The 21,233-nt window shown below is 72.4% G+C and carries 29 protein-coding genes and 1 pseudogene; 16 read left to right on the top strand and 14 right to left on the bottom strand.

All coding sequences use genetic code 11. The annotated features are described in order from the left end of the window. Positions 1-13: 13 nt before the first annotated feature. A complete protein-coding gene (locus FL583_RS21625) occupies positions 14-502 on the top strand; it encodes a carboxymuconolactone decarboxylase family protein (RefSeq protein ID WP_142706523.1) in 489 nt (162 codons plus the stop codon). 38 nt (positions 503-540) lie between these two features. Further along, a pseudogene (locus FL583_RS21620) lies at positions 541-819 on the top strand (IS110 family transposase); the annotation flags it as partial. 397 nt (positions 820-1,216) lie between these two features. Here the strand turns inward: FL583_RS21620 and FL583_RS21615 are convergent. Next, complete coding sequence (locus FL583_RS21615) at positions 1,217-1,960, bottom strand: class I SAM-dependent methyltransferase (RefSeq protein WP_170323784.1); 744 nt, start codon at positions 1,958-1,960, stop codon at positions 1,217-1,219. Positions 1,961-2,000: 40 nt separating this feature from the next. On the opposite strand from FL583_RS21615, the gene FL583_RS21610 reads away from it, so the two are divergent. Beyond that, a complete protein-coding gene (locus tag FL583_RS21610; RefSeq protein WP_142706521.1) occupies positions 2,001-2,468 on the top strand; it encodes an SRPBCC family protein in 468 nt (155 codons plus the stop codon). Here FL583_RS21610 and FL583_RS21605 read toward each other — a convergent pair. Further along, the gene (locus FL583_RS21605; protein WP_142706520.1) at positions 2,458-3,369 is read right to left on the bottom strand and encodes an NADP-dependent oxidoreductase; all 912 of its coding nucleotides are present in this window, start codon (positions 3,367-3,369) and stop codon (positions 2,458-2,460) included. The genes FL583_RS21610 and FL583_RS21605 overlap by 11 nt on opposite strands. A 51-nt stretch (positions 3,370-3,420) precedes the next feature. Here FL583_RS21605 and FL583_RS21600 point away from each other — a divergent pair, with 51 nt between their 5' ends. After that, a complete protein-coding gene (locus tag FL583_RS21600; protein ID WP_142706519.1) occupies positions 3,421-3,867 on the top strand; it encodes a MarR family winged helix-turn-helix transcriptional regulator in 447 nt (148 codons plus the stop codon). Here FL583_RS21600 and FL583_RS21595 read toward each other — a convergent pair. Together FL583_RS21595 and FL583_RS21590 are read right to left on the bottom strand one after the other, a co-directional pair. Further along, positions 3,836-4,228 carry a DUF6069 family protein gene (locus FL583_RS21595; protein ID WP_142706518.1) on the bottom strand — a complete coding sequence of 131 codons (393 nt, stop codon included), beginning with the start codon at positions 4,226-4,228 and terminating at the stop codon, positions 3,836-3,838. The two genes, FL583_RS21600 and FL583_RS21595, sit on opposite strands and share 32 nt — an antisense overlap. A gap of 62 nt (positions 4,229-4,290) precedes the next feature. Continuing rightward, positions 4,291-5,208: an SDR family NAD(P)-dependent oxidoreductase gene (locus tag FL583_RS21590; RefSeq protein WP_205752332.1), complete on the bottom strand. Its 918-nt coding sequence runs from the start codon at positions 5,206-5,208 to the stop codon at positions 4,291-4,293. Positions 5,209-5,245: 37 nt separating this feature from the next. Between FL583_RS21590 and FL583_RS21585 the strand changes: the two genes are divergently transcribed. After that, a complete protein-coding gene (locus tag FL583_RS21585) occupies positions 5,246-5,782 on the top strand; it encodes a TetR/AcrR family transcriptional regulator (protein ID WP_142706516.1) in 537 nt (178 codons plus the stop codon). Here the strand turns inward: FL583_RS21585 and FL583_RS21580 are convergent. Next, positions 5,745-6,014, bottom strand: coding sequence for a chorismate mutase (locus FL583_RS21580; protein WP_205752331.1), 270 nt, complete (start codon positions 6,012-6,014; stop codon positions 5,745-5,747). The genes FL583_RS21585 and FL583_RS21580 overlap by 38 nt on opposite strands. Next, complete coding sequence (locus FL583_RS21575) at positions 6,004-6,783, bottom strand: FkbM family methyltransferase (RefSeq protein WP_142706514.1); 780 nt, start codon at positions 6,781-6,783, stop codon at positions 6,004-6,006. Before FL583_RS21575 ends, FL583_RS21580 begins: the two co-directional genes overlap by 11 nt. A 176-nt stretch (positions 6,784-6,959) precedes the next feature. Between FL583_RS21575 and FL583_RS21570 the strand changes: the two genes are divergently transcribed. After that, positions 6,960-7,349, top strand: coding sequence for a peptidase inhibitor family I36 protein (locus FL583_RS21570; RefSeq protein WP_142706513.1), 390 nt, complete (start codon positions 6,960-6,962; stop codon positions 7,347-7,349). 90 nt (positions 7,350-7,439) lie between these two features. Here FL583_RS21570 and FL583_RS21565 read toward each other — a convergent pair whose 3' ends face one another. Next, a complete protein-coding gene (locus FL583_RS21565) occupies positions 7,440-9,017 on the bottom strand; it encodes a Na+/H+ antiporter (protein WP_142706512.1) in 1,578 nt (525 codons plus the stop codon). Between the two features lie 53 nt (positions 9,018-9,070). Continuing rightward, positions 9,071-9,502, bottom strand: coding sequence for an STAS domain-containing protein (locus FL583_RS21560; RefSeq protein WP_142706511.1), 432 nt, complete (start codon positions 9,500-9,502; stop codon positions 9,071-9,073). Between the two features lie 138 nt (positions 9,503-9,640). On the opposite strand from FL583_RS21560, the gene FL583_RS21555 reads away from it, so the two are divergent. Next, a complete protein-coding gene (locus tag FL583_RS21555; RefSeq protein WP_142706510.1) occupies positions 9,641-10,081 on the top strand; it encodes an ATP-binding protein in 441 nt (146 codons plus the stop codon). Here FL583_RS21555 and FL583_RS21550 read toward each other — a convergent pair. From FL583_RS21550 to FL583_RS21540, 3 genes are read right to left on the bottom strand one after another with little or no spacing between them, the layout of a single operon-like run. Beyond that, positions 10,047-10,469 carry a hypothetical protein gene (locus FL583_RS21550; protein ID WP_142706509.1) on the bottom strand — a complete coding sequence of 141 codons (423 nt, stop codon included), beginning with the start codon at positions 10,467-10,469 and terminating at the stop codon, positions 10,047-10,049. The two genes, FL583_RS21555 and FL583_RS21550, sit on opposite strands and share 35 nt — an antisense overlap. A gap of 43 nt (positions 10,470-10,512) precedes the next feature. Next, positions 10,513-11,334, bottom strand: coding sequence for a formate/nitrite transporter family protein (locus tag FL583_RS21545; protein WP_142706508.1), 822 nt, complete (start codon positions 11,332-11,334; stop codon positions 10,513-10,515). Positions 11,335-11,358: 24 nt separating this feature from the next. Next, positions 11,359-12,003 (bottom strand): trimeric intracellular cation channel family protein, encoded by a 645-nt coding sequence (locus FL583_RS21540; RefSeq protein WP_142706507.1) that lies wholly within the window; start codon positions 12,001-12,003, stop codon positions 11,359-11,361. An 88-nt stretch (positions 12,004-12,091) separates the two neighbouring features. Between FL583_RS21540 and FL583_RS21535 the strand changes: the two genes are divergently transcribed. Together FL583_RS21535 and FL583_RS21530 are read left to right on the top strand one after the other, a co-directional pair. Continuing rightward, a complete protein-coding gene (locus FL583_RS21535) occupies positions 12,092-12,625 on the top strand; it encodes a SigE family RNA polymerase sigma factor (RefSeq protein WP_142706506.1) in 534 nt (177 codons plus the stop codon). Continuing rightward, on the top strand, positions 12,618-13,886 hold the full coding sequence (locus FL583_RS21530; protein ID WP_142706505.1) for a hypothetical protein: 1,269 nt from the start codon (positions 12,618-12,620) through the stop codon (positions 13,884-13,886). Before FL583_RS21535 ends, FL583_RS21530 begins: the two co-directional genes overlap by 8 nt. A 2-nt stretch (positions 13,887-13,888) precedes the next feature. Here the strand turns inward: FL583_RS21530 and FL583_RS21525 are convergent, their stop codons facing one another. Next, positions 13,889-14,386 carry a methyltransferase family protein gene (locus FL583_RS21525; RefSeq protein WP_142706504.1) on the bottom strand — a complete coding sequence of 166 codons (498 nt, stop codon included), beginning with the start codon at positions 14,384-14,386 and terminating at the stop codon, positions 13,889-13,891. Positions 14,387-14,457: 71 nt separating this feature from the next. Here FL583_RS21525 and FL583_RS21520 point away from each other — a divergent pair, with 71 nt between their 5' ends. Then, complete coding sequence (locus FL583_RS21520; protein WP_142706503.1) at positions 14,458-14,943, top strand: GNAT family N-acetyltransferase; 486 nt, start codon at positions 14,458-14,460, stop codon at positions 14,941-14,943. Here the strand turns inward: FL583_RS21520 and FL583_RS21515 are convergent. Further along, positions 14,920-15,522 (bottom strand): LUD domain-containing protein, encoded by a 603-nt coding sequence (locus FL583_RS21515; RefSeq protein ID WP_142706502.1) that lies wholly within the window; start codon positions 15,520-15,522, stop codon positions 14,920-14,922. The genes FL583_RS21520 and FL583_RS21515 overlap by 24 nt on opposite strands. A gap of 83 nt (positions 15,523-15,605) precedes the next feature. On the opposite strand from FL583_RS21515, the gene sigJ reads away from it, so the two are divergent. The 5 genes from sigJ (at position 15,606) to FL583_RS21495 (ending at position 20,144) form a co-directional block, all read left to right on the top strand. After that, entirely contained in the window at positions 15,606-16,511 is a 906-nt protein-coding gene (gene sigJ, locus FL583_RS21510; RefSeq protein ID WP_142706600.1) for an RNA polymerase sigma factor SigJ, read from the top strand. Positions 16,512-16,777: 266 nt separating this feature from the next. Then, positions 16,778-17,311, top strand: coding sequence for a hypothetical protein (locus FL583_RS21505; RefSeq protein WP_142706501.1), 534 nt, complete (start codon positions 16,778-16,780; stop codon positions 17,309-17,311). 295 nt (positions 17,312-17,606) lie between these two features. Beyond that, positions 17,607-17,975 (top strand): hypothetical protein, encoded by a 369-nt coding sequence (locus tag FL583_RS21500; protein ID WP_142706500.1) that lies wholly within the window; start codon positions 17,607-17,609, stop codon positions 17,973-17,975. Between the two features lie 1,455 nt (positions 17,976-19,430). Continuing rightward, a complete protein-coding gene (locus FL583_RS40240) occupies positions 19,431-19,592 on the top strand; it encodes a hypothetical protein (RefSeq protein ID WP_170323783.1) in 162 nt (53 codons plus the stop codon). Between the two features lie 102 nt (positions 19,593-19,694). Next, positions 19,695-20,144, top strand: a complete 450-nt coding sequence (locus FL583_RS21495) for a hemerythrin domain-containing protein (RefSeq protein WP_142706499.1) — start codon at positions 19,695-19,697, stop codon at positions 20,142-20,144. Here FL583_RS21495 and FL583_RS21490 read toward each other — a convergent pair. Further along, the gene (locus tag FL583_RS21490) at positions 20,141-20,473 is read right to left on the bottom strand and encodes a winged helix-turn-helix transcriptional regulator (RefSeq protein WP_142706498.1); all 333 of its coding nucleotides are present in this window, start codon (positions 20,471-20,473) and stop codon (positions 20,141-20,143) included. The genes FL583_RS21495 and FL583_RS21490 overlap by 4 nt on opposite strands. Positions 20,474-20,547: 74 nt before the next feature. On the opposite strand from FL583_RS21490, the gene FL583_RS21485 reads away from it, so the two are divergent. Continuing rightward, entirely contained in the window at positions 20,548-21,231 is a 684-nt protein-coding gene (locus FL583_RS21485; protein WP_142706497.1) for an alpha/beta fold hydrolase, read from the top strand. Positions 21,232-21,233 lie beyond the last annotated feature (2 nt).

The following is a 21,233-nucleotide window of genomic DNA, read 5'->3' as shown; positions in this document are numbered from 1 at the left end:
GTAGCGTGGCGGGATGCCGCACATCGACCTCCCGCCGTTGCCGGGGATCGCCGGTCTCCTCGCTGGGTACCCCGACACGGGCGACCTGCTCGGCCGGCTCGGCGAGGCGTTGCTGCGCGGCCCGTCGCCGTTGACGCCGGCCCAGCGCGAGACGATCGCCGCCGCCGTTTCGCGGGGCAACGAGTGCACGTACTGTGCCGAGACCCACGGGGCGGTGGCGCGCGAACTCGGCGGCGACGCGGCCGGGATGGAGGCGCTGCTGGCGATCGCCGAGAAGGTGCGCGTGGACGGCCGGTCGGTCACCGCGGAGGACGTCGCCCGGGCCCGCGAGGCGGGCGCGGACGACCGGACCATTCACGACACGGTGCTGATCGCAGCCGCGTTCTCGATGTTCAACCGCTATGTGGACGGTCTGGCGACGACTTTGCCTGCGGAGTCGGCCCAGTACGCGGAGCGGGCCCGGACGCTGGCGACCCGGGGTTACCTGAACCCCCGCCCGTGACCGAGCGGCCCGCCGCCCTGTTCTGGTCGACGTGGCTGCCGGCCTTCGAACGGCGGCACGACACGCCGCTGCCCAACGACGAAGCCCGCCTGTTCGATTGGCTGGGCCGCCACGGACGCGCGCTCGAGCGTCGATCGATCGGCCTCGATCGGCGCGCTGTGGGCCGCGGTCGCCCGCGCCCGGGACATGATGTGGCTCATCTGCCCGGTCCGGCGACGCGCCGCATCGCTGACCTGCACCCGGGCTAGGCAGCCAGGGCCGAGTTGGAGGTGCCGGTCGGGTTCGAGAACGACCTGACCGGTGAAGCCACCCGGATCACGTCGCTGCATTCGCCAGCTCACCCGACCCCATCCGCCGGGCCTACCACGACGGCGAACGCGCCGAAGGCAAGCGCGACAACGCCGCCCTCATCTGCCTCGCCGACACCGCCGCGATGTCCTCCGGCGCTGGTTCGATTTCGGCCGCGCCAGTCGCCTGGATAGGTCGGGGGTCCTCTACGGCTCGGTAGCGCTTGAGGCGGTTGATTCCGCATTCGACGGCGTGGCGCCGCTTGTGGGTTCGGGCCAGGTGGATCTTGGTGCTCAGCCCACCGCGCGACGACCACGGTCGAGTCGACCGACACTTCCCCGGGCCCGGGCCCCGGGCCCCGGCTCCGTCACGCTGCAGGTCCCGGAACAGCCCGCGGGCGGTCCCCAGGCAGGTCCGGGACACCGATCACGGGGCGGTGGCGGTTGCGAACACTCGGTGCATCGCGTCGAACGTGTCCAGCGAACGGCGAGCCTCCTCCTGCAGCGAGCGGACGGCCGGGTCCGGATCAACCGCCTCCAGCGCCATCTCCCACAGCCTCCGCTCGGCCGCCCGCCAATCGGGCCGATCCAGCACCTCCACCTCCTCGAACCCCGCCCTCGGCAGGTCCCGGGCCAGGTCCACCGCCCGGATCCGCGCCGGCACCTCCGCGCCCACACCCTCCCAGCAGGTCAGCGCCACCCGGCCGCCCGGCCGCAGCACCCGGCGCATCTCCTCGAGCCCGACCAGCGGCGGCTCGGCGAACTGCACCGCGTCCACGCACATCACCGCGTCCACCGTGGAGGCGGGCTGACCGCTCTCGTCCAACGTCCCCGTGGTGAACGTGAACCGGTCGACGGGCAGACGACCGGCCGACAGCGCGGCAGCCTGGCCGACGGCGACGGCGGAGAAGTCGACGCCGACGAGGCGCGCGCCGGCGCGCCGGGCGACCTCGACGCCGTACGCGCCGCGGCCGCAGGCGAGGTCGAGCAGCAGGCCGTCCGGCGGCAGGCGCAGGGCCGACGTGAGGTCGGCGAGGCCGGACCACGGGAGGATCCCGGCGAACCGCAGCTCAGGCGGGAGGCCGAGGGCGCGGGCGACGATCGCCTCGCGGGCCGGTGAGGTCGCCAGGTCGGCGTACCACTGGTCGAAGTAGGCGGAATCGAGGCTCACGGTGTTCCATGATCCAAGGACGAGCAAAGGAGCCGCCGACGTGACCGGACAACGAATCGCGACCACGCGCCGGATCGACGCGCCCGCCGAGCGGATCTTCGCGTTGATCACCGACCCGTCCGGCCAGGTGGCGATCGACGGCTCGGGAATGCTGATCGCCGCCCCCGACGCGCGGCCGGTGGGCGCGGTGGGCGACACGTTCATCATGAACATGGACCGCGAGCCGCTCGGCGACCTGCCGATGGGCAAGTACACGGTGAAGAACACGATCGTGCGCTTCGAGTCCGATCGGGAGCTGGCCTGGCAGCCCGGGGCCGTCGACCGCTCGCCGATCGGACACACCTACGGCTACACGCTGACCCCGCTCGGCCCGGACGCCACCGAGGTCACGTCGTACTGCGACTGGAGCGGCGCGCACCCCAAGCTGCTGGAGATGCTGACCTGGCCGGTCGTGCCGCTGAGCGCGCTGGAGAGCTCGCTCGACAACCTCCAGCGGCTCACGGAATGAGCACGATCTTGCCTCGGGTGTGGCGGCGCTCGAGCTCGGTGAACGCGTCGACGACCTTCTCCAGGGGATAGGTCGCGGGGATCGGGATCTCCAGCGTGCCGTCCGCGACCAGGCCGGCGAGCTCGTCGAGGACCTCCGGCGTGGAGGCGTCGAGGCTGTCCTCGGTCTTCACGCCGAGGTCCTCCTTCATCTGGTACGACACCGCGGTGTTGATGCGGTCCGCCGGAATGCCCAGGTCGAGGGCCAGCCGGACGTAGTCCGGGCTGAACAGGTCGATGAACGCGTCCGGCGCCTCGGCGGCCAGCCGGTCCCGGAGACCGTCGCCGTAGTGCACCGGCGTCGCGCCGTGGGTGGTGAGCCACTCGTCGTTCGCGGGCGACGCGATGCCCAGCACGCGCGCTCCGCGCGCCCGGAGAAGCTGAACGACCACTGTTCCGACGCCGCCGGCGGCGGCGGACACGGCCACGGTCTCACCCGGCGACGGGTCGATCGCCCGCACCGCCGCGTACGCGGTCACGCCGACGACGTAGAGCGCGCCGGCCACCTCCCACGGCACCGACGACGGCTTCCGGACGATCTGGTCGACGGGCACGGCGACGTGGCTGGCGTGGCTGGACCGGCGCCAGGAGTAGCCCAGCACCTCGTCGCCGACCGCGAACTCGGACACGTCGGGAGCGACCGCCACCACCACGCCGGCCAGGTCGCTGCCCTGTCCGGAGGGGAACGTCGCCGGCCAGGTGTCGTGCATCGCGCCGGAGCGGATGCCGATCTCGCCGGGGTTGATGCCGGCCGCCCGGACCTCGACGACGACCTCCCGGGCGTCCGGAACCGGGGTCGGGACGTCGACGACGTGGAGCACGTCGGCGGGGCCGTAGTGGTCGAACTGCACTGCGCGGGCCATGGTGCCTCCTAAGGTCATTAGCGCTGATAACCATAGTGCTAGGTTTATTCCATGGATCTGCGCGTGGTTTTCGACGACCTCATCCGGTTCGAGATCCTGCTCTGGAACGCGCTGGACGAGCGGCTGAAGCAGGAGTGCGACCTGCCGCTCGGGGCGCTGAACGTGATGCAGGTGATCGAGCGGACGCCGGAGTGCCGGGTCCAAGAGGTGGCGGGGGCGCTGGAGATCACGGTCGGGGGTGCGAGTCAGGCGGTCGACCGGGTCGAGCGGCGGGGCTGGTGCGTGCGCCGGCCCCACCCCCGGAACCGACGATCGTCGGTGCTGGAGCTGACCGGGTCCGGGCGGGAGGTGGTGGAGCGGGCCGGAGCGGTGCTCGACCGGGAGCTGGCGTCCCTGCTGGCCGAGCCCCTGGACGCCGATCAGCTGGAGAACCTGGGCACGGCGCTCCACGCCCTCCGGGCCGCGGTCAGCGGAGGCGGCGGGCGACCGCGGGGATGACGATGAGCGCGGCGACGACGTGGGTGAGCATCAGCAGCGCCTTGGTGCTCGGGGCGGCGTCGGCCAGCACGTCGGGAACGAACGACAGGGCGGTGAGGACGGCGGTCGTCCGGACGAACGTCCGGCGCGGTCGGCGCGCGTAGCGGGCCAGGACCGCGGCCAGGACGACGCCGACGATCGAGAACAGCACGGTGAGCGTGGCGAACCCGGCCACCGGGATCGGCGCGCCGGACACGTCGAGGCTGACCCCGGCGGCCTGGCCGGCCGCGGCCACCGCGGGGGTGGCGAGGCCGGCGGCGACGGTGGCGGCGAGTCCGGTGAGGATGACGCGCGAGGACGGGGCGGCGGTGAGAGTGGTCATGGTGTGCCTCCGAGGGGATTCCGTGGTGGTTTCTCATCAGGGCTACGAACCGGCCACGCCTACTACGACACCAGCTCCGAAGAAACTTTCCAGAGCCGCTGAGCCGCCTCCGGATCCAGGGCCCAGCGCTTGACGCCGTCGCTGTTCGTGAACAGGTCGGCGTCGTTCTCGACCAGGCGGGCCTCGCGGCCGTTGTCGAGGTAGTGACCGCCGGAGTGCGCGTACTCCGGCGCGACCGCGGCGACCAGCGTCGTCGCCGCGCCCTGCTGGGGAGTCTTGTAGACGAACGCGCCGGCCGCCTCGGCCGCCGCGAGGTAGTCCTTCTGCTGCTGGGTGAAGTCCCGCTGCAGGCCGGTGGCGACGCCGCCCGGATTCACGGTGTTGGCCACGATGCTGTCCGGGGCCCACCGCCGCGTCGCCTCGACCGAGAACAGCGAGTTCGCGGTCTTCGACTGCGCGTAGGCAGCCTGCGGGTCGTACGGGCGCCGCTCGAAGTGCAGGTCGTCGAACACGACCGGCGACCGCATGTGCGCGGTCGAGCTGACCGTGACCACGCGGGCCGACCCGCGCTCCCGCGCGCCCTCGGCCAGCGCCGGACGCAGCCCGAGCGCCAGCGCGAAGTGCCCGAGGTGATTCGTCGCGAACTGCAGCTCCCAGCCTTCGGGCGTCCGGGTCAGCCGGCTGACGACCACCCCGGCGTTGTTGATCAGCAGGTGCAGCGGCCCGGTCCAGCGCTCGACGAACGCGGCCACCGACGCCCGGTCGGCCAGGTCGAGCCTGCTCACGTCCCCTCCGCCGATGTCCCGGACGGTCGCGGCTCCGGCGTCCGTATTGCGTACGGCCAGGGTCACCTGCGCGCCTGCGCGCGCCAGAGACCGGGCGGTCTCGACGCCGATCCCGGAGGACGCCCCGGTGACGATCGCGCGGACGCCGGTCAGGTCGACGCCGGCGACGACGTCGTCGGCAGTTCTCGTATCCACTGGACCTACTATACGGAGTGCGCTTAATCTGTCTAGTGTGACCGACAGGCAAGCACACGTGCTGGAGATCGCCCTGGCGACTTTCGCCCGCTACGGCTACCGCAAGACGTCGATGGACGACGTCGCCCGGGCCGCGGACATCTCCCGGCCCGGCCTGTACTTCCTGTGGGCGTCGAAGCAGAGCCTGTTCCGGGCCGCGGTCGTCCACGCGCTCGATGGCGACCTCGCCGCCGTCGAGCGGATCCTGGCCGACGCCGACCGGCCGCTGCGCGACCGTCTGATCGCGGCGTTCGACGCCTGGACCGGCCGCTACGTCGGCCCGATGGCGCAGGAGATCGCCGTGCTGATCGACACCAGTCCGGAGCTGCTCGGCCCGATCGCGGACGACTACCCGAAGCGGTTCCTGTCCCTGCTCTCGGACGCGGTGCCCGACGACGTCGCCCGCACGCTGCGCAGCACCGCGATCGGCATCAAGCAGGAAGCGGCCACCCGCGCCGAGTTCGTCGAGCGGATGACGATCGCCGTCGACCTGATCGTCACTCCTCCGGCCGGACGCGCAGCTCGAGGTCGATGAACGCGGCGATCATCGCCCGGTACGTGGCCTCGACCACGTCCGCGTCGGCGCCGGACTCCCCGGCCAGCGCCCGGACCTTCCCGATCACCTGCTCGACGCGGTCCGGCGCGCGCACGGCGTCGGCATCGGCCTTGAGTCGACCGGCCCGGCGGACGAGTTCCTCGCGCCGGCCGATCAACGCGACGATCTCGCGGTCGAGCCGATCGATCTCGGCCCGGATCTCAGTCAGCATGCAGGCAGTAGACATCACCGGAGTTGGCCTCGTGCGGCAGCGCGGCCAGATGCGCGCCCATCGCCTCCATCGACACCCACTCGCCGTACTCGAGCGCCAGGTTCCCGCCGAGCGAGACGTTGAAGCGGTCGAACCCCAGCGCGGCCGCCCGCTCCAGCGCACGCTGCGCGACCTCCCGCTCGATCGTCGTGAACTCGAACGACAGCGCCCGGACCGATGTGGTGAGCCCGGCCAGCACCGACTCCTCGAACCCCTCGACGTCGATCTTCGTGAACGCCGGGGTGCCGTGCTCGCGGATCAGCCCGTCGAACGTGACGGTCGGGACCTGGATCTCGGAGTCCCAGACCTGGCCCTCCCAGCCGCCGGCCCCGTCCGCGGCCCGCACGAACTCCGGCGAGACCGTGGACACGGTCGGGTTCTCCGAGTTGACGTAGAACGTCACCGTCGGCCCGGCCTCGGCCCCGCACGCCGCCTCGACGAGCGTCACCTCGGGATCGTCGGCGTAGATCGTGCGGAGCGCGTGGCCGCAGAGCGGCTGCGGTTCCACCGCCACCACCCGCGCGCCGAGCCGGCGGAAGCAGGCGATGTGGTCGCCGACGTGCGCACCGATGTCGAAGACGAGGTCACCGGGCGAGACGAACCGGCGGTAGAACCGGTCGAGGGCCGCGTCGCGCTCGCCGTCGCCGTAGTAGAAGTCCAGGGACGGGTGGATCGACGAGGCCAGCGGGTCGGCCTTGAGGGACGAGATACGGGCGTGGAGTGACGTCACGTCAGATGACACGGCGCCGGGGCAGCAAAGGTTCCGCGGTCGGTTTCGCCCGGGAATCGGCAACTTCGCGGGCGCGCGACGCACAGCTCGTGCCAGAGTGTCGAAGTGGCCACAGTGGAGGAACTACGCGCCACCGGGCCACTCCACGGGGAACAGATCGAGAGTAGGGACTGGCCATGGTTCGTAAGGTCCTGGCAGTTGCGCTATCCGTCGTATTGTCGCTTCTCGTCGCGGTGCAGCCGGCGGACGCCGCGGCGCCGTCGTGCCCGTCGGGAAGTTTCTGTATCTGGCCGGTGCACGACCACAGCTCGGGGCGCTGCAGCTGGTCGAACGCCGACGCCGACTGGCAGACCGCGCCTGTCGTCTGCTCCTGGGCGGCGACCAGGCCGGTGCAGTACCTCTACAACAACGGCACCAGTTCGTCGTACGCGGGAGTCTGCATCTACATCGGCGCCAACTACTCGAGGCCTTCGTCCTGGGCGTCGCAGGGCCAGTACTACGGGATCCTGGGCGGAGGCGACTTCCTCCGCTCCCACCGCTGGCTCAGCAGCGACGATTCGTGCTGAACCGACCATAGTTCGGTCTGAGCTGCGACCGCGGGCCGGAAGCGGTACCTCGCTTCCGGCCCGCGGGCCGGGCTCGATTCGTACAACGGGCTACTCGGCGGTCGACGACCGGGCCAGCCGGACTTCCTCGTTGTCGAGTTGCCCCTGCACCTGACGCAACACGATGTCGTCGATGCTCCGCTGATCGCGGAGTTCCAGAAGCGCCTCCCGCTGGCGGCCGATGAGCGCCAACCGCAACGCCGTGTACTGGTCGTTGTGTTGCACGAGCGGGTCGTCGGACGCCTGGTCGGCGGCCAGCAGCTTGCGCTCCTTGGCCAGCTCGTGCCGCACCCGCTCGATCACGTGGGGGCCACTGCCGAGTTCGGCGGCGACCGGCTCGGTCGCGGCGATGGCGGCGTCCGCGATCGTGATCTCGGCCAGCCGTCGCTCCTCGTCGACCGAGGTGTCGACCGGCAGCCGGGCGAACCGGACGATCATCGGCAGCGGCACGGCCTGCAGGAGCGTGAGCACGATGACGCCGCTGGTGACGACGACGATGAGGTCGCGGCCGGGGAACGGCGCGCCGGACTCCAGGTGGCTGGGAACGGCCAGCGCCGCGGCCAGCGACACCGCGCCGCGGAAGCCGGTCGCCGCGTTGACGGTCCGTTGCCGGGCGCCGACCCGGCGCAGCCGCTGCGCGGGCCGCCGATCCAGCGCGCGGATGACGTAGGGCGTCGTGTACATCCAGGCCCACCGGACGCCGATCACGACCCCGGTGACCGCGAGCACGTACCCGACGGCCCGGCCGGCCGAGACGCTGGTCAGGTTGCGCACGGCCGACTGCGCCTCCAGCCCGACGAGCACGAACAGCACGCTCGACAGCACCGTGGTGGCCAGCGACCAGAACGCGGTCAGCTGCTGGCGGGCGGTCGCGCTGGTGATCCGGGGCGCGAGCCGGCTCATCAGCAGCCCGCACGTCACGACGGCCAGTACGCCGGACGCGTGCACCGACTCGGCCAGCAGGAACGCGGCGAACGGGACGACGAGGATCGTGATGTTCTCCAGCATCGGATCGTCCATCCGCCGGCGCACCTGCCAGTTCACCAGCGCCACCAGCGCGCCGGCGGCGATCCCGCCGCCGTAGGCCAGCACGGTCAGCCCGGCCACGTGCACCGCTCCGAGGTGTTCGCCGCCGGCCGTGACCCCGACGGCCAGCCCGTAGATCACCAGCGCGGTGCCGTCGTTGACCAGGCTCTCGGCCCGCAGCACGGTCACGGTCCGGCGGGGCAGCGCCCGGGCCAGCACCCCGACGGCGGTGGCGTCGGTCGGCGCGATCGCCGCGCCGAGCACCCAGCCCGGGCCCCACTCCATCCCGAGTGCGTGGGCGGTCGCCGCGACCGCGGCCGCGGTGACGACGACCAGCGCGGTGCTGGCCAGCACGATCACCCGCAGGTTGCTGCGGATCTCGCGCAGCGACGTCGTCAGGCTCTCCCAGTAGAGCAGCGCGGGCAGGAACAGCAGCAGGACGACCTCGGGCGGAAGCCCGGCCCGTCGCAGCGCGGGCACGAAACCGACCAGGACGCCGACCAGCACCAGCAGGATCGCCGGAGCCACCGGGAACCGCCGGGCCAGGGCCCCACACATCACGACGGCGACCCCGAGGACCACCACCATCTCCAAACCGAGCATGCGCCCAGTTTGGCCGACAAAGCCGACGAGCGGCCGGAGGCCGATGTTCGGGCTTACAAGGGCGGTTCGGCCGGGTCGATCCGTAACGCCCCGGCCAGGCCGGTCAGCGTCAGGACCCGACGGGCGAGCGGCGACGGCTGGCTGACGACGAGCTCGGTGCCGCCCCGGTTCGACGATCCGAGGAGTCCGGCCCCGGCGGCGCTGAGGAACGTCACCGAATGCAGATCGACGTAGACCGTGCCCGGTCGTCCGGCCATCGTGATCGCGGTGTCGAGTCGCTCGCGGAACCACGGCACGGTCAGCGCGTCGATCCCCCCGAGGAGCTGCAGCACCGCGCGGCGGGAGTCGGCGTCCGCGCGCGTGTAGGCCGTCAGCAGGAGCCGCCCGTCGTCGGTGACGAAGTCGTCGAGCGCCTGGCCGTCCGGCAGCCGGATGCCGTGCGGGGGCGTGGGGGCATTGATGTGGTCGACGTGGTGGTCGGTCATCGAGGGCGGCTCCGTTTCCCCTAGCTCAGTAGGCGATCGGTCCCTGGAGGGGTACCCGCGCGAGGGGGAAGTCGAACCCGTTCCCGGTCGATCCGGTCGAGGGGTGAGAAAGGACGGTCCGGCGGGCACACCATCGTCATGGCCCCGTTGACAGCGTCGCCGCTTCCCGATTCCCGCGTCCGGCTCGCGCGGTGGGTGTTGAATTCCCCGGCCGAGCTGGGCCGGCTGCGGCACGGAGTGCACTACGCGCTGACCGGCCGGTCGTTGCCGCCGGACGCCGGCCTCGACGGGGTGCCGGAGAAGATGGTGATGGTCGCCTCGGAGCTGGCCACGAACGCGCTGCAGCACGGCCGGCCGCCGACCATCGTCACGCTGTACCGGGCCGGTGACTCGTTCCTCCTCGACGTCGCCGACCACGACCCGCGGCTGATCCCGGAGTACGCCGAGACGCGTCCGCCGGGGGCGGGTGGCCTGGGCCTCAAGCTCGCCCGCGACCTCGCGGTGGCGCTCGGCTGGTTCGCCGACGACGAGAGCCCCACCCCACTCAAGCACGTCTGGGCCCAGTTCCCAGCCCCTTAGACGCGAGCCAGGTGAACACGCTCACCACCGCCGAACCCCAGGCCAGACCACCGACGACCAGCACCGCGCCGACCAGCCACAACCCGCTCTCGTCGTGATTACCGGCCCACCACGACCAGAGCCCGGAGAACGTTCCGGTCAGCGCGAGGGGCGCCAGCCACGGCCGCAGCGTCAGCACGCCGACGACGACGATCGCGATCAGGCCGAGCACGCAGCCGATCACCTGCCAGGCCTCGTACGGCCCCGACACCTGCCCGGTGACCGGATCGACCTGGTACTCGTCATCCCAGCCCAACCAGCCCCACCAGGTCGCCGCGGTCGCCAGCACGACCGCGATCACACCCGCCAGTTCCCCGAGCGGCCGCCTGCGCATCCTCGTCGGTGTCATACGTCGATCGTGCCGACGCCTCGACCGCGACGGATGAGTAGGACTACCCGGCTCGGGACGCCTTCGCGCGCTCGTCGGCGACCCGGCCGGGCACCCGGGCGAGCCGGAGGAAGGCGACCAGTCCGACGCCGCCGACGAGGTTGCCCAGCGCCGACCACCCGAGCGCGCCGAGCCAGTCCAGATACCCGAACGGAGCCCGGCCGGCGTGCAGCGCGGCGAACATCAGGATCGAGTCGAGGACGCAGTGGAACAGCTGCCCTCCGGCGAGCAGCGCACCGAAGAGAACCGCCGGAACGAGCTGCACGCCGAGGCTCTCGGTAGCGTGCTGCATCCGCGTCATCAGCGTGATCACCATCCCGGCGAGCACCGCGAGCGCGAACGACGTGAGCGTGACGCCTAACCCGGCGTAGTGCGCGCCCGCCGTGAGCGCGGTGGGGCGCAGGTCCGGGAAAGCCCGGACGATCAGCCAGGCCACCAGGAAGCCCCCGGCCAGGTTTCCGAGCAGCGTCACCGCCCACAGCCGGGTCAGCGCCCCGACCGAACCGTGGCGCCCGACCACGGCGGTCACCGGGACGAGGAAGTTCTCGGTGAACAGCTCGCTGCGGGCCAGCAGGAGCGCGACGAACCCGATGCTGAAGGCGACCCCGGCCAGCAGCGTCGAGCCGGTGGCGTGCTCGACGAGCAGGTACGCCAGGACGCCCGTGCCGACGTCGATGCCGCCGAGCAGCCCGGTGACGATCAGCGTCGGCCAGGGGCGGTGCAGGCGGATCTCGCCCTCCGACACCAGCCGGTCGAACGCGTCGTCGAGCTCGGGCTCGCCGTCCGACGCCGAATCCCGTCCGCTGTCGGTGTCGCCCAGGACCATGGGTTGTCCTCCTCGGGGACCCGACTACCCGCCGGTTCCCGGCTCAACCGGATTCGGGGCGCTCGCCGGGGCCGGCAGGTTGACGTCGTACTTCAACCCGACGAGCCGCACCACCACGCAGACCACCGCCCCCACCACCGCGTACACCGGCCCCGTGTCCCCGAGCGACTGCGCGACGACCAGCACCGTGGCCCCGAGCAGCGCCGGAATCGCGTACAGGCCCTCGCGCAGCACCGTCGGGACCTGCCGGAGCAGCAGGTCGCGCAGCATGCCCCCGCCGATCCCGCTGGTCGCGCCGAGCAGGATCGCCTGCACCGGGCCGAGCCCGAACTGCAGGCCCTTGGTCGCGCCGGTCACGCACACCAGCCCGAGCCCGAGGGCGTCGAAGACCAGGATGCTCCGCTCGAAGCGCTCCAGGACCCGACCGGCGACGTTGCACACGAGGCCGCCGGCGGCCGCGGCGGCCAGGTAGCGCCAGTCCCGGAACGTGGCCGGGGGAGTGCCGATCAGCACGTCCCGGACGACGCCGCCGGCCAGCCCGACCACCGTCGCCAGCACGATCACGCCGACCAGATCGAGCCTCGCCCGCACGGCCGCCAGGCCGCCGCTGAGACCGAACACGAACGTCCCGGCCAGGTTCAGCACGAGGAGAAGTACAGGGCTGTCCACCAGACGCAGCGTAATGACGCCCGCCCGTGCAACAGTTCGGCGCCCAGCCGCGTTCAGGGGGCGACCAGACGAACGGGGATGATGCTCGATGGGCCCGGACGACGACGCGTTCGTGCGGTTCGTCACCGAACGCAGCCGATCGCTGCTGCGCTACGGCTACGTGCTGGCCGGTGATCCGCACACCGCCGCCGACCTGGTCCAGGAAGCGCTCCTCCGGCTCCGTGACGCCTGGGACCGGGGCAAGGGCCGCGAACATCCCGAGGCGTACGTGCGCACCACGATGTCCCGGCTGCACGTCAGCTGGTGGCGCCGCCGTCGTGGTGAGCACCTGACCGGTCTGGTGCCCGAGCGCGGCTCGCCCGACCCCGGCTTACGCCGGGTCGAGGACGACACCGGCCTCTGGCAGGCGCTCGAGGTGCTCGGCCGCCGCCAGCGCGCCGTCCTCGTCCTCCGCTACTACGAGGGCCTCGACGACGACGAGATCGCCGACGTCCTCGGCATCTCCCGCGGCACGGTACGCAGCCAGGCGCTGCGGGCCCTCCGCCGGCTCCGCAGCCACGTCACCGACGACCGGATCGTCTCGCTCAGCGTCGTCGACAACGAGAGGAGCACCCGTGCCTGACGCGTTGGAAGTCTCCCTCGCCGAGGTCCTGAGGCGCGCGGCCGAGGCCGCGCCCGAGCCGGCCGGCGAGGCCGGCGAGGCGCTGCTCCGCGAGCGCGCCCGCCGAGCGGAGGAAGACCCCCGCGGCCGGCTGCTGGTCGCCGCGGCCGCCATCACCGTGCTGATCGTCCTGGCCGCCGCGGTGACCGTCATCCGGCTGGTGACCGGCGGCGAGGACATCCGTCCGATCACCCCGCCGGTCCGGATCGTCCACACCGACTACGAGGACGGTTCCCCGATCGCCGACGTCTGGCCCGACGCCGTCCGGACGATCCCCGGGACGATCCCGATCAAGGGCCGGCCGACCGGATTCGGCGTCGAGCGGATACTCCCGGACGGCCAGCTGGTGGTCGTCCCGACGACCGACGACCCCGACATGCCGCACGTGTGGACGCTGAACCCGGCGACCGGCAAGGCCCGCCCGGTGGGCAAGTACGGCGATCACGTCGTCGTCGTCGCCCAGCCGGTCGACGCGGGGGAGACCCGGTGGGTCGCGTGGATCGGGCAGCCCTCCGGGAACATCAGCGAGGACGCCCCGGTCTACCTCTGGTACGCGCCGGCCGGCGGGGGCAGGGCCCGCAAGGTGCTGAGCGATCCGATCAGCACGTCGCACGGCGTCGACCTGAGCGCGGTCCGGCTGCTGATCAGCGGCGACACGATCATCCTCAGCCCGGCGCTGAAGCCCGAGAAGGGCGCGGTGGTGCCCGCGGCGATCCGGACCGTCCGGATCGGGGAGGGCAAGGTCCGGACGCTGCCGGACTCGACGGGCCGGACCGTGCTGCAGTGGCCGTGGCTCAGCGATCTCCGCACGCCGGGCTTCCGGTCGATCCGCAACGCGGAGACCGGCGAGGAGCGGCCGGCCCGGCCGCCGGCCGCCTGGACCGGCGTCGAGTGCTCGCTCTCCTGGTGCGTCGGCCAGCAGGCCGGCCGGCTCGCGGCGGCCCGCCGCGACGGTTCGGACGCGCGTCCGCTCGCGACCGGCGGGAAGATCTTCGGCATCGTCCGCGATCGGTTCCTGTTCGTCTCCGGCACGACCGTCTACGACCTGCGGACGAAGAAGACGCTGACGCTGCCGCGGCCGATGGGGCGGGAGTCCGGAGGGTGGGTCCCGCAGGACGTTCTCGGCGCGGGCGGAGGGAGCCCGGCGGTGGCGTGGACCAGGTACCGCGCCGACACCCGGCCGGAGGCGGTGATCCTGGTCGAGACGCAGGCGATGGAGTGACGCTAGTCGTTGCGCCAGGGAGTGAGGCGGGGCCACCATCCGGGAACGTTCCGGCGGTACTCCGCGTAGCTCTCGCCGAAGTCGCGCAGCAGGGTGGGTTCCTCGTAGCCCTTCGCGAAGCCCATCATCGTCAGCCCGGAGAGCAGCGCCCAGGCGAGCAGCTCCGGACGCCAGAGCAGCAGCGCCTGCCCGACGATCACCGTCACGACCGCGACGTACATCGGGTTGCGGACGTACCGGTAGAGACCGCCGACGACCAGCTCGCGGGTCGGCGCCACCGGCGCCGGCGTCCCGATCCCCTCGACGACGAACCGCGCGAACGCGTGCAGCAGCACACCGGCCCCGGCCACCACCAGCAGCCAGCCCACCACCACCGCGACCACCGGCGGATCCGCCGACCGCCACCCACCGCTCAGCACCCAGGGCACCAGACCGGCCACCGTGCCCGGCGCGACCACGAGGAACACGACGCTCCCCACCGCAGCCTTCGCTCTACCCACCGATCCAGCGTCGCAACAACGGAACCCGCGCGACACCGGCCGAACGCCCGGCCCGGTACCGTGACCCACCTGTGGACATCGAAGGCGTCACCGTAGACCTGCGCCGGGCCCGGCGCGACGATCTGCCCGAGCTGCTGGCGCTCCTGGCCGCGGACCAGCTCGGCACGCACCGCGAGAACCCCGACGACCCGGCGCCCTACGAGGCCGCGTTCGCGGCCATCGACGCCGACCCTGCGCAGCTGCTCGTCGCCGCGGAAGCGGACGGCCGGGTGATCGGGACGTTCCAGCTGACGATCATCCCCGGGCTGGCCCGCCGGGGCGCCCGGCGGGCCCAGATCGAGGCGGTCCGGGTCGCCGCCGAGTACCGCGGCCGGGGCCTCGGCGCGGCGATGATGCGCTGGGCGATCGACGAGGCCCGCCGCCGGGGCTGCGCGCTGGTGCAGCTGACGTCGGACAAGAGCCGCACCGACGCGCACCGGTTCTACGAGCGGCTCGGCTTCGCCCGCTCGCACGACGGCTTCAAGCTCCGGCTCTCAGAAGCCGATGCACTCGCGTAGCAGGAGCACGGTGGCGCGCCCGGGCCGCGGTTCGGCGTTGAGGATCAGCAGGCGGTTGACCGCGCTGGGCACGCCGTAGACCCGCAGCGCCCGCTCGTTCTCCAGCGGCAGGCAGTGCTGCTCGACGCGGGCGAGCGCGGCGTCCAGATCGGGCACCACCTTCTGCGCCCCGACGATCCAGATCACCCGGCCGGCTCCGCCCGCGTACCCCGGGAGCTGGCTCCCGCTCCCGGACGCGATCACCACCGACCCGGTCTCGGTCACCGCGGCGACGCTGCCGACCGCCACGTCGGGCGCGGCGAACATCCGCCGGATCTCGTCGGCCCGGGTGGCCCGGTCCATGGCCAGGCCGCGGGGGCGGAGTGCGTCGTAGCGTCCGCCGGTGTTGAGATCGTCGTCGAGGCCGGACAGCCGGAGGGTCTCGCTGGCCCCGGTGAAGACGCTCGCGCCCGCGGGGATCAGCTCCCGGACCCGTTCACGGGCGGCTGCGGCGTCGTCCAGGATCTCGACGCCGAACCCGTGGGCGGTGAGGGCGGCGGCGGCGCGTTCAATGGCAGTCGTGGTGAGTTCGTCGGTCATGCTGAGTTCGACCGGATGGGTGGCCGGGATGTCAGGCCTCACGTTTTCGGGCGCTGTCCCGTCGTAGTGATGTGAGCACCCCGATGAGCGAGCGGCGCCGGCTGATCAACCTGGCCTACCGGCTGCTGGGCTCGCTGGCCGAGGCCGAGGACGTCGTCCAGGAGACGTACGCCCGCTGGTACGCGCTGTCGCCGGCCGAGCGGGACGCGATCGAGGTTCCGGGCGCCTGGCTGACGACCGTGGCCGGCCGGCTCTGCCTCACGCTGCTGGGCTCGGCCCGGGTCCGCCGGGAGCGCTACGTCGGCGGCTGGCTCCCCGAGCCGCTTCCCGACGCCGATCCCGCCGACCGGGTGACGCTGGACGAGTCGGTGAGCATCGCGTTCCTCGTCGTGCTCGACTCGATGACCCCGGCCGAGCGCGTCGCGTTCATCCTGCACGACGTGTTCCGGTATTCGTTCGCCGAGGTCTCGGCGGTGCTGGGGCGGAGCCCGGCGGCCAGCCGTCAGCTCGCCTCGTCGGCCCGTCGCCGCGTGCGTTCGGTGCCGGCCGGACCGGCTGGCCGGGCCGCGGCCGGGGACCGCGCCGAGATCGTCCGCCGATTCCGGCGGGCCTGGGCGGCCAAGGACATGGGAGCGCTCCTCGACCTCCTCGATCCGGACGCGACCGCGGTCGCCGACGGAGGCGGGCGCGTACTGACGTTCCTGGAGCCGATCGAGGGAGCCACCGCGGTCGCGCAGGCCTGGCTGGAGCTCGCCGACCGGGCCGACGACCACACGGCGATCGTCGAACGCACCGTCAACGGTCAGCCCGGCCTGGTCGCCGAGCACGACGGCGTCACCGCGACGGTCTTCGCGTTCGGCTTCACCGGCGATCGCATCGGCCGCATCTGGGTCATGCGCAACCCGGACAAGCTCCGATCGTGGATCACGCCCGCGCCGGATCCGGACCGCGTTCCGCGAGATGGTGAACCGCGCGTTGGTGCGCCGTAGGCCGTCCGGAGCGGTGAGCTCGCCGATCAAGGCGGTCAGGGCCGGCGCGACGATCGCGTCGACGACGCCGTAGGCGGCGGTCAACCCGAGCAGGACGGGAAGCATTGCGCGGACCATGCTGGGCGGACGGCGCACGAGGATCACCGCCTCAGTAGACCGTTCACGGTAGCGGGGATGACGGACGGAACGTTGGCGTCCTGACCAGCGGATCCGCCGGGGACCGGCATCGTTGATCGAGCCAACGAACACCGGACAGGAAGATTTCCATGCTTCGCGCTCTCACGACTGCCGCCGCTGCCCTCGCCACCGCGGTGGTCGCGGTTCCGGCCGCGGCCCAGGCGGCCACCGCGCCGCCCGCCCCGCTCCCCACGCCGTCGATCTCGCTGCAGAACGTCGCGACCGGCGAGTGCCTCGGCCTCGTCCAGGTCGGCCGGCGCGCCCGGATCGGCCTCGGGCCCTGCACGTTCGGGCCGGACCAGCTCTGGCAGGAGTCCGCGCCGTTGTCGACCACCCGCTCCTGGCTGGTCCTCCGCAGCACTGGCGGGTGCCTCGACCTCGACGTGAGCCCGAACCTCGCGTTCGGCACCGACCAGTGCGGAACGATCACGTTCGGCGGTCAGCAGGTGCCCGACCCGTCGCTCTACTGGACCCGCGCCGATCAGGGCAACGGAACGGTTCAGTTGGTCGGCAACGGCAACCACGGGCTCGGCTTCACGAACGGGGCCTGGTTCGCCGCCGACCCCGGGACGAGCCCGGCCCCGGAGACGACGTGGGCGGTGATTACCGAGGGCGCCGCCTGACCCGCCGGCGCGCGCCCGCAGCGTGCTGGACCGACGGCCTCGTGCGGACGAGCGGGCTGACCTCCGGCGGGCCAGGGATCCGGCTTGCCACGCCGGGCCGCTCGGCTCTGCCTGGCCGACATGGACCGGTGTCGCGTTCTGGACAGAAGTTCAGAGAAGACACAGTGGACTCTTATCTTCCCTCGGTCACCTCTGGTACTTTCCGAGCCTGCCGCCGCCCGGAGGTGCTCGACCGGCGGCCCCCACCCCTCGGTCACGCCCATGGCTGGCCGCTATCTTCCGTGGAGTAATTCCCGTGGCACTTCGTGACAAGATGCGTGAATCGGCCCAGCCGTTCCTGTCGCCCGGCGAGACCATCACCCAGGTGATCGGGGCCCAGACGGCCAGCCAGTATGTCGCCGCGTTCGCCGGCGTCTTCGTGTTCCTCGGCCTCAACCGGTACCGCATCCTCGCGGTCACGTCGCACCGCATCCTGGTGCTCGATGCGGGGCCGGCGAGCATGAAGAAGGCCCGCAGCGTGGTCACCGAGTTGCCGCGGGCCACGCGGCTCGGCCCGGGCACGGGGGTCTGGCACGTGCTGCCGGTCGCCAACGAGAAGCTGCGGATCCACCGCCGGTTCTTCAAGGACATCGAGGCCGCCGACGCGGTCCTCGCCGGCCGCTAACGCCCACCCGATCCACCCGCGCCGAGGCCGCGCCGCGCCTGGCCCGCACTCGCGTCTCGGCCCGCGCTTCGGGCCGCCTGCGCTTCGGGCTGCCTGCGCTTCGGGCTGCCTGCGCTCCGGGCCGCGTGCGCTCCGGGCTGCGTGCGCTTCGGGCTGCGTGCGCTTCGGGCTGCGTGCGCTTCGGGCTGCGTGCGCTTCGGGCTGCGTGCGCTCCGGGCCGCGCGCGCTCCGGGCTGCGTGCGCTTCCGGTCGTGTCCGCGGCCCGGCTCGTGTCCGCGTCTCGGTCCGTGTCCGCGTCTCAGTCCGGGTCCGGGTCCGCGTCCGCGTCTCGGCTCGTGTCGGCGTCTCGGCCCGCGCTCGCGTCTCGGCCCGGCGCTCCGGAGCGCGCGCTTCCGATCGCGCCTGCGCCTCCAGGCGCGTCCGCGCCTTGGGCCGCGTCCGCGCCTCGGGCCGCGTGCGCGTCCGATCGCGCTTGCGCCTCCAGACGTGTCCGCGTCTCGGCCCGCGCCTTGGAGTGCCCGTGCGCGTCCGATCGCGCCTGCGCCTCCAGGCGCGTCCGCGCCTCGGGCCGCCCCTTGGGCCGCGTGCGCGTCCGATCGCGCTTGCGCCACCAGGCGCGTCCGCGTCTCGGGCCGCATATGAGCCCGCGGCCCCTCCGCCCACCCCGACGGACGGGCCGCGTCCTGTCACCCACCCCCCGGCCGGCGCCTGCAACGGGACTCCGAATCGGTCGAATGCTTCATCAGCGCCACCTGCTCGACCAGCGCGCCGAGCTCCTCGTCGCTCAACACGCCCCGCACTTCGGCTCAGACCTGGTCGCTGACGCCGGCCGCGGTCAGCGTTGTCGCAGCTTCGGGCTCATTTCCGCCCCGGCCGCTCGATCGGCGTGAACAGCGCCTACTCGCGCCCCGCGACCCGTTGCACGATGCGGTCCAGCTTCCCGCCCTGGTCCAGCGCGCGTGGCTGCGCCTGTCGAGGCAGTGGTTCGAGATCCGCGGCTTCAGGAGTTCGCGGGTCCAGCGGCGAGTCGTGCATCGCCCGGTTCGCCGCGTGGAGCGCACGGGGCGCGTCGGGTGCGGTCGTCCGTAGGTCGAGACGGGGGCTGCTAGCGTCGTGCTCAGCACGGCGGCCGAGATCACGGTGCCGACGTCGTCGGGGCGATCGACGGCGCCCAGCCGGCGGTCCGGTGCACCGAGGTGCGCGTGCGGGGGCCGCTGGCCACGCGACCCGAGCGATGGCCCCGTGCCCTTCGGACTCGGCCTACCGCGCCTGGCGGGAGTCGCTGCGCGCGATCGCCGACCTCGCCGGCGACGCCGACCGGACGACCACGCCCCAGCCCCCACGCCCCAGCCCCCACGCCCCAGACCCCACCCGGACCCGGGAGTGGCTGCGAGCCTGGTTCCGACCCGCAGAACTACTCAGGTGCTTCCCATCCTCATGGCCGACGCTTACCCCATGACGATCACGAAGGACGCACCCGACCGGGTGGTGCTGCGGCCGCTGGAGCAGGCCGTGCGGGACTACCTCGTCTCCCGGGCCCAGAAGCGCCTGGTCGACCCGACCGAACTGCCCGCCCGTCCCCAAGACGCCCGGCCCCACGACGCCCCGGCCCACTAGACTGCGTCCAACGTCGCGTGCCGGTGGCAGGCTGTGCCAGGCATGGAGGCGTCGGACCGAAGGAGCGCGACGTGACCACGTCGTTCCCTTCGCCCGTCACCCGTGGGTGAGGGCGACAAGACCAGGCTGGTGGCCTGGAGCCGAGAACTGCGTACCGTGCACGAGCGCCTCCGGGCCGCGCTACGGGCCACGCGCGACGAAGACGTCGAGATCCACGACCTGCTGCTGTACTGCCACGGCTTCTGCGCGGCCCTCACCGGACATCACGAGGGCGAGGACCGGCAACTGTTCCCGGCGCTCGCCGCGCAGCATCCGGAGCTGCGCGACACGATCCGCCGGCTCGAGCAGGACCATTCGATGATCGGGTACCTTCTCGGCGGCCTGCAGGCCGCCGTCGATCGGTCGGCGACGGCGGACGAGCTGCGACGCCACCTCCAGGGCGTGGCCGCGATCATGGAATCGCACTTCCGCTTCGAGGAGCGCACGCTCCTCCCGGCCCTGGAAGACCTCGATCTGGACGCCGACCCGCAAACCGTCCTCGGACCCCTCTAGCGGGCGTCGTACTCGTCGCGAGCCTTCTCGACCTGCTCGACGTTCTCGGCGGCCCACCGCATCATCGGACGGAACGAGTCGAGCAGGCTCTCGCCCATCGGGGTCAGCGCGTAGCTGATGTTCGGCGGCATCACGTTGTGCACGGTCCGGGAGAGGATCCCGTCCCGCTCCAGGTTGCGCAGCGTGACCGTCAGCATCCGCTGGCTGACCCCGTCGATGCCCCGCCGGAGCTCGGTGAACCGCCGCGGGCCGTGCCCCAGGAACTCGACGATGACCAGCGACCACTTGTCTTCGACGATCGGCCGGCACCCTACCCGCCTACCGGCCATGGTTACTCCGAGGGAACCGGGGCACGGCAAAGTGCCTGATTGCGCACCACATGAGCAGATCCAATCATGACCGCATGGCAACTTACCTGCTCGTCCATGGTGCCTGGCACAGCGCCGAAGCCTGGACGCGCGTGATCCCCCTCCTCGAACAGGCCGGCCACCGGGTCGTCGCCCCGGACCTGACCGGCTACGGCACCCGGTCCGCCCTCCTCGGCCCCGACGTCGGCCTCGACACCCACGTCGACGACGTCCTCCGGACGCTCGCCGAGAACGACCTGACCGACGTGATCCTCGTCGGCCACAGCTACGCCGGGATGGTCATCACCTCGGTCGCCGACCGCGCGCCGGAGCGGATCGCCCAGCTGGTCTTCCTCGACGCGATGGTCCCCGAGGACGGCGAAAGCGCGCTCGACGTCATGCCGTTCACCCAGGTCCTGATCGACGCGGCCGGGAGTTGGCGGATCCCGCCGCTGCCGGAGACCCCGGGCGGGCTGTTCGGCGTCACCGACCCGGCCGACGTCGCCTGGCTGCGCACGATGCTCGCCGACCAGCCGGTCGAGTGCCTCCGCCAGCCGGCCCACCGCTCCGACCCGGCCGCGGCCCGAATCCCACGCACCCACATCCACTGCACCGTCGGCGCCCCCGAACGCCGGCCGGTGCCCGCCTCCGACCAGATCTGGGAGCTCCCTACCGGCCACGACTGCATGATCACGACGCCGGTCGAACTCGCCGGGCTCCTCGGAAAACTGGCCGCCTGACA

The sequence above is a fragment of the Cryptosporangium phraense genome, from assembly GCF_006912135.1.
Lineage (GTDB): Bacteria > Actinomycetota > Actinomycetes > Mycobacteriales > Cryptosporangiaceae > Cryptosporangium > Cryptosporangium phraense.
Note: the sequence above shows the minus strand (reverse complement) of the source record. Positions and strands in the feature narration are given on the sequence as shown.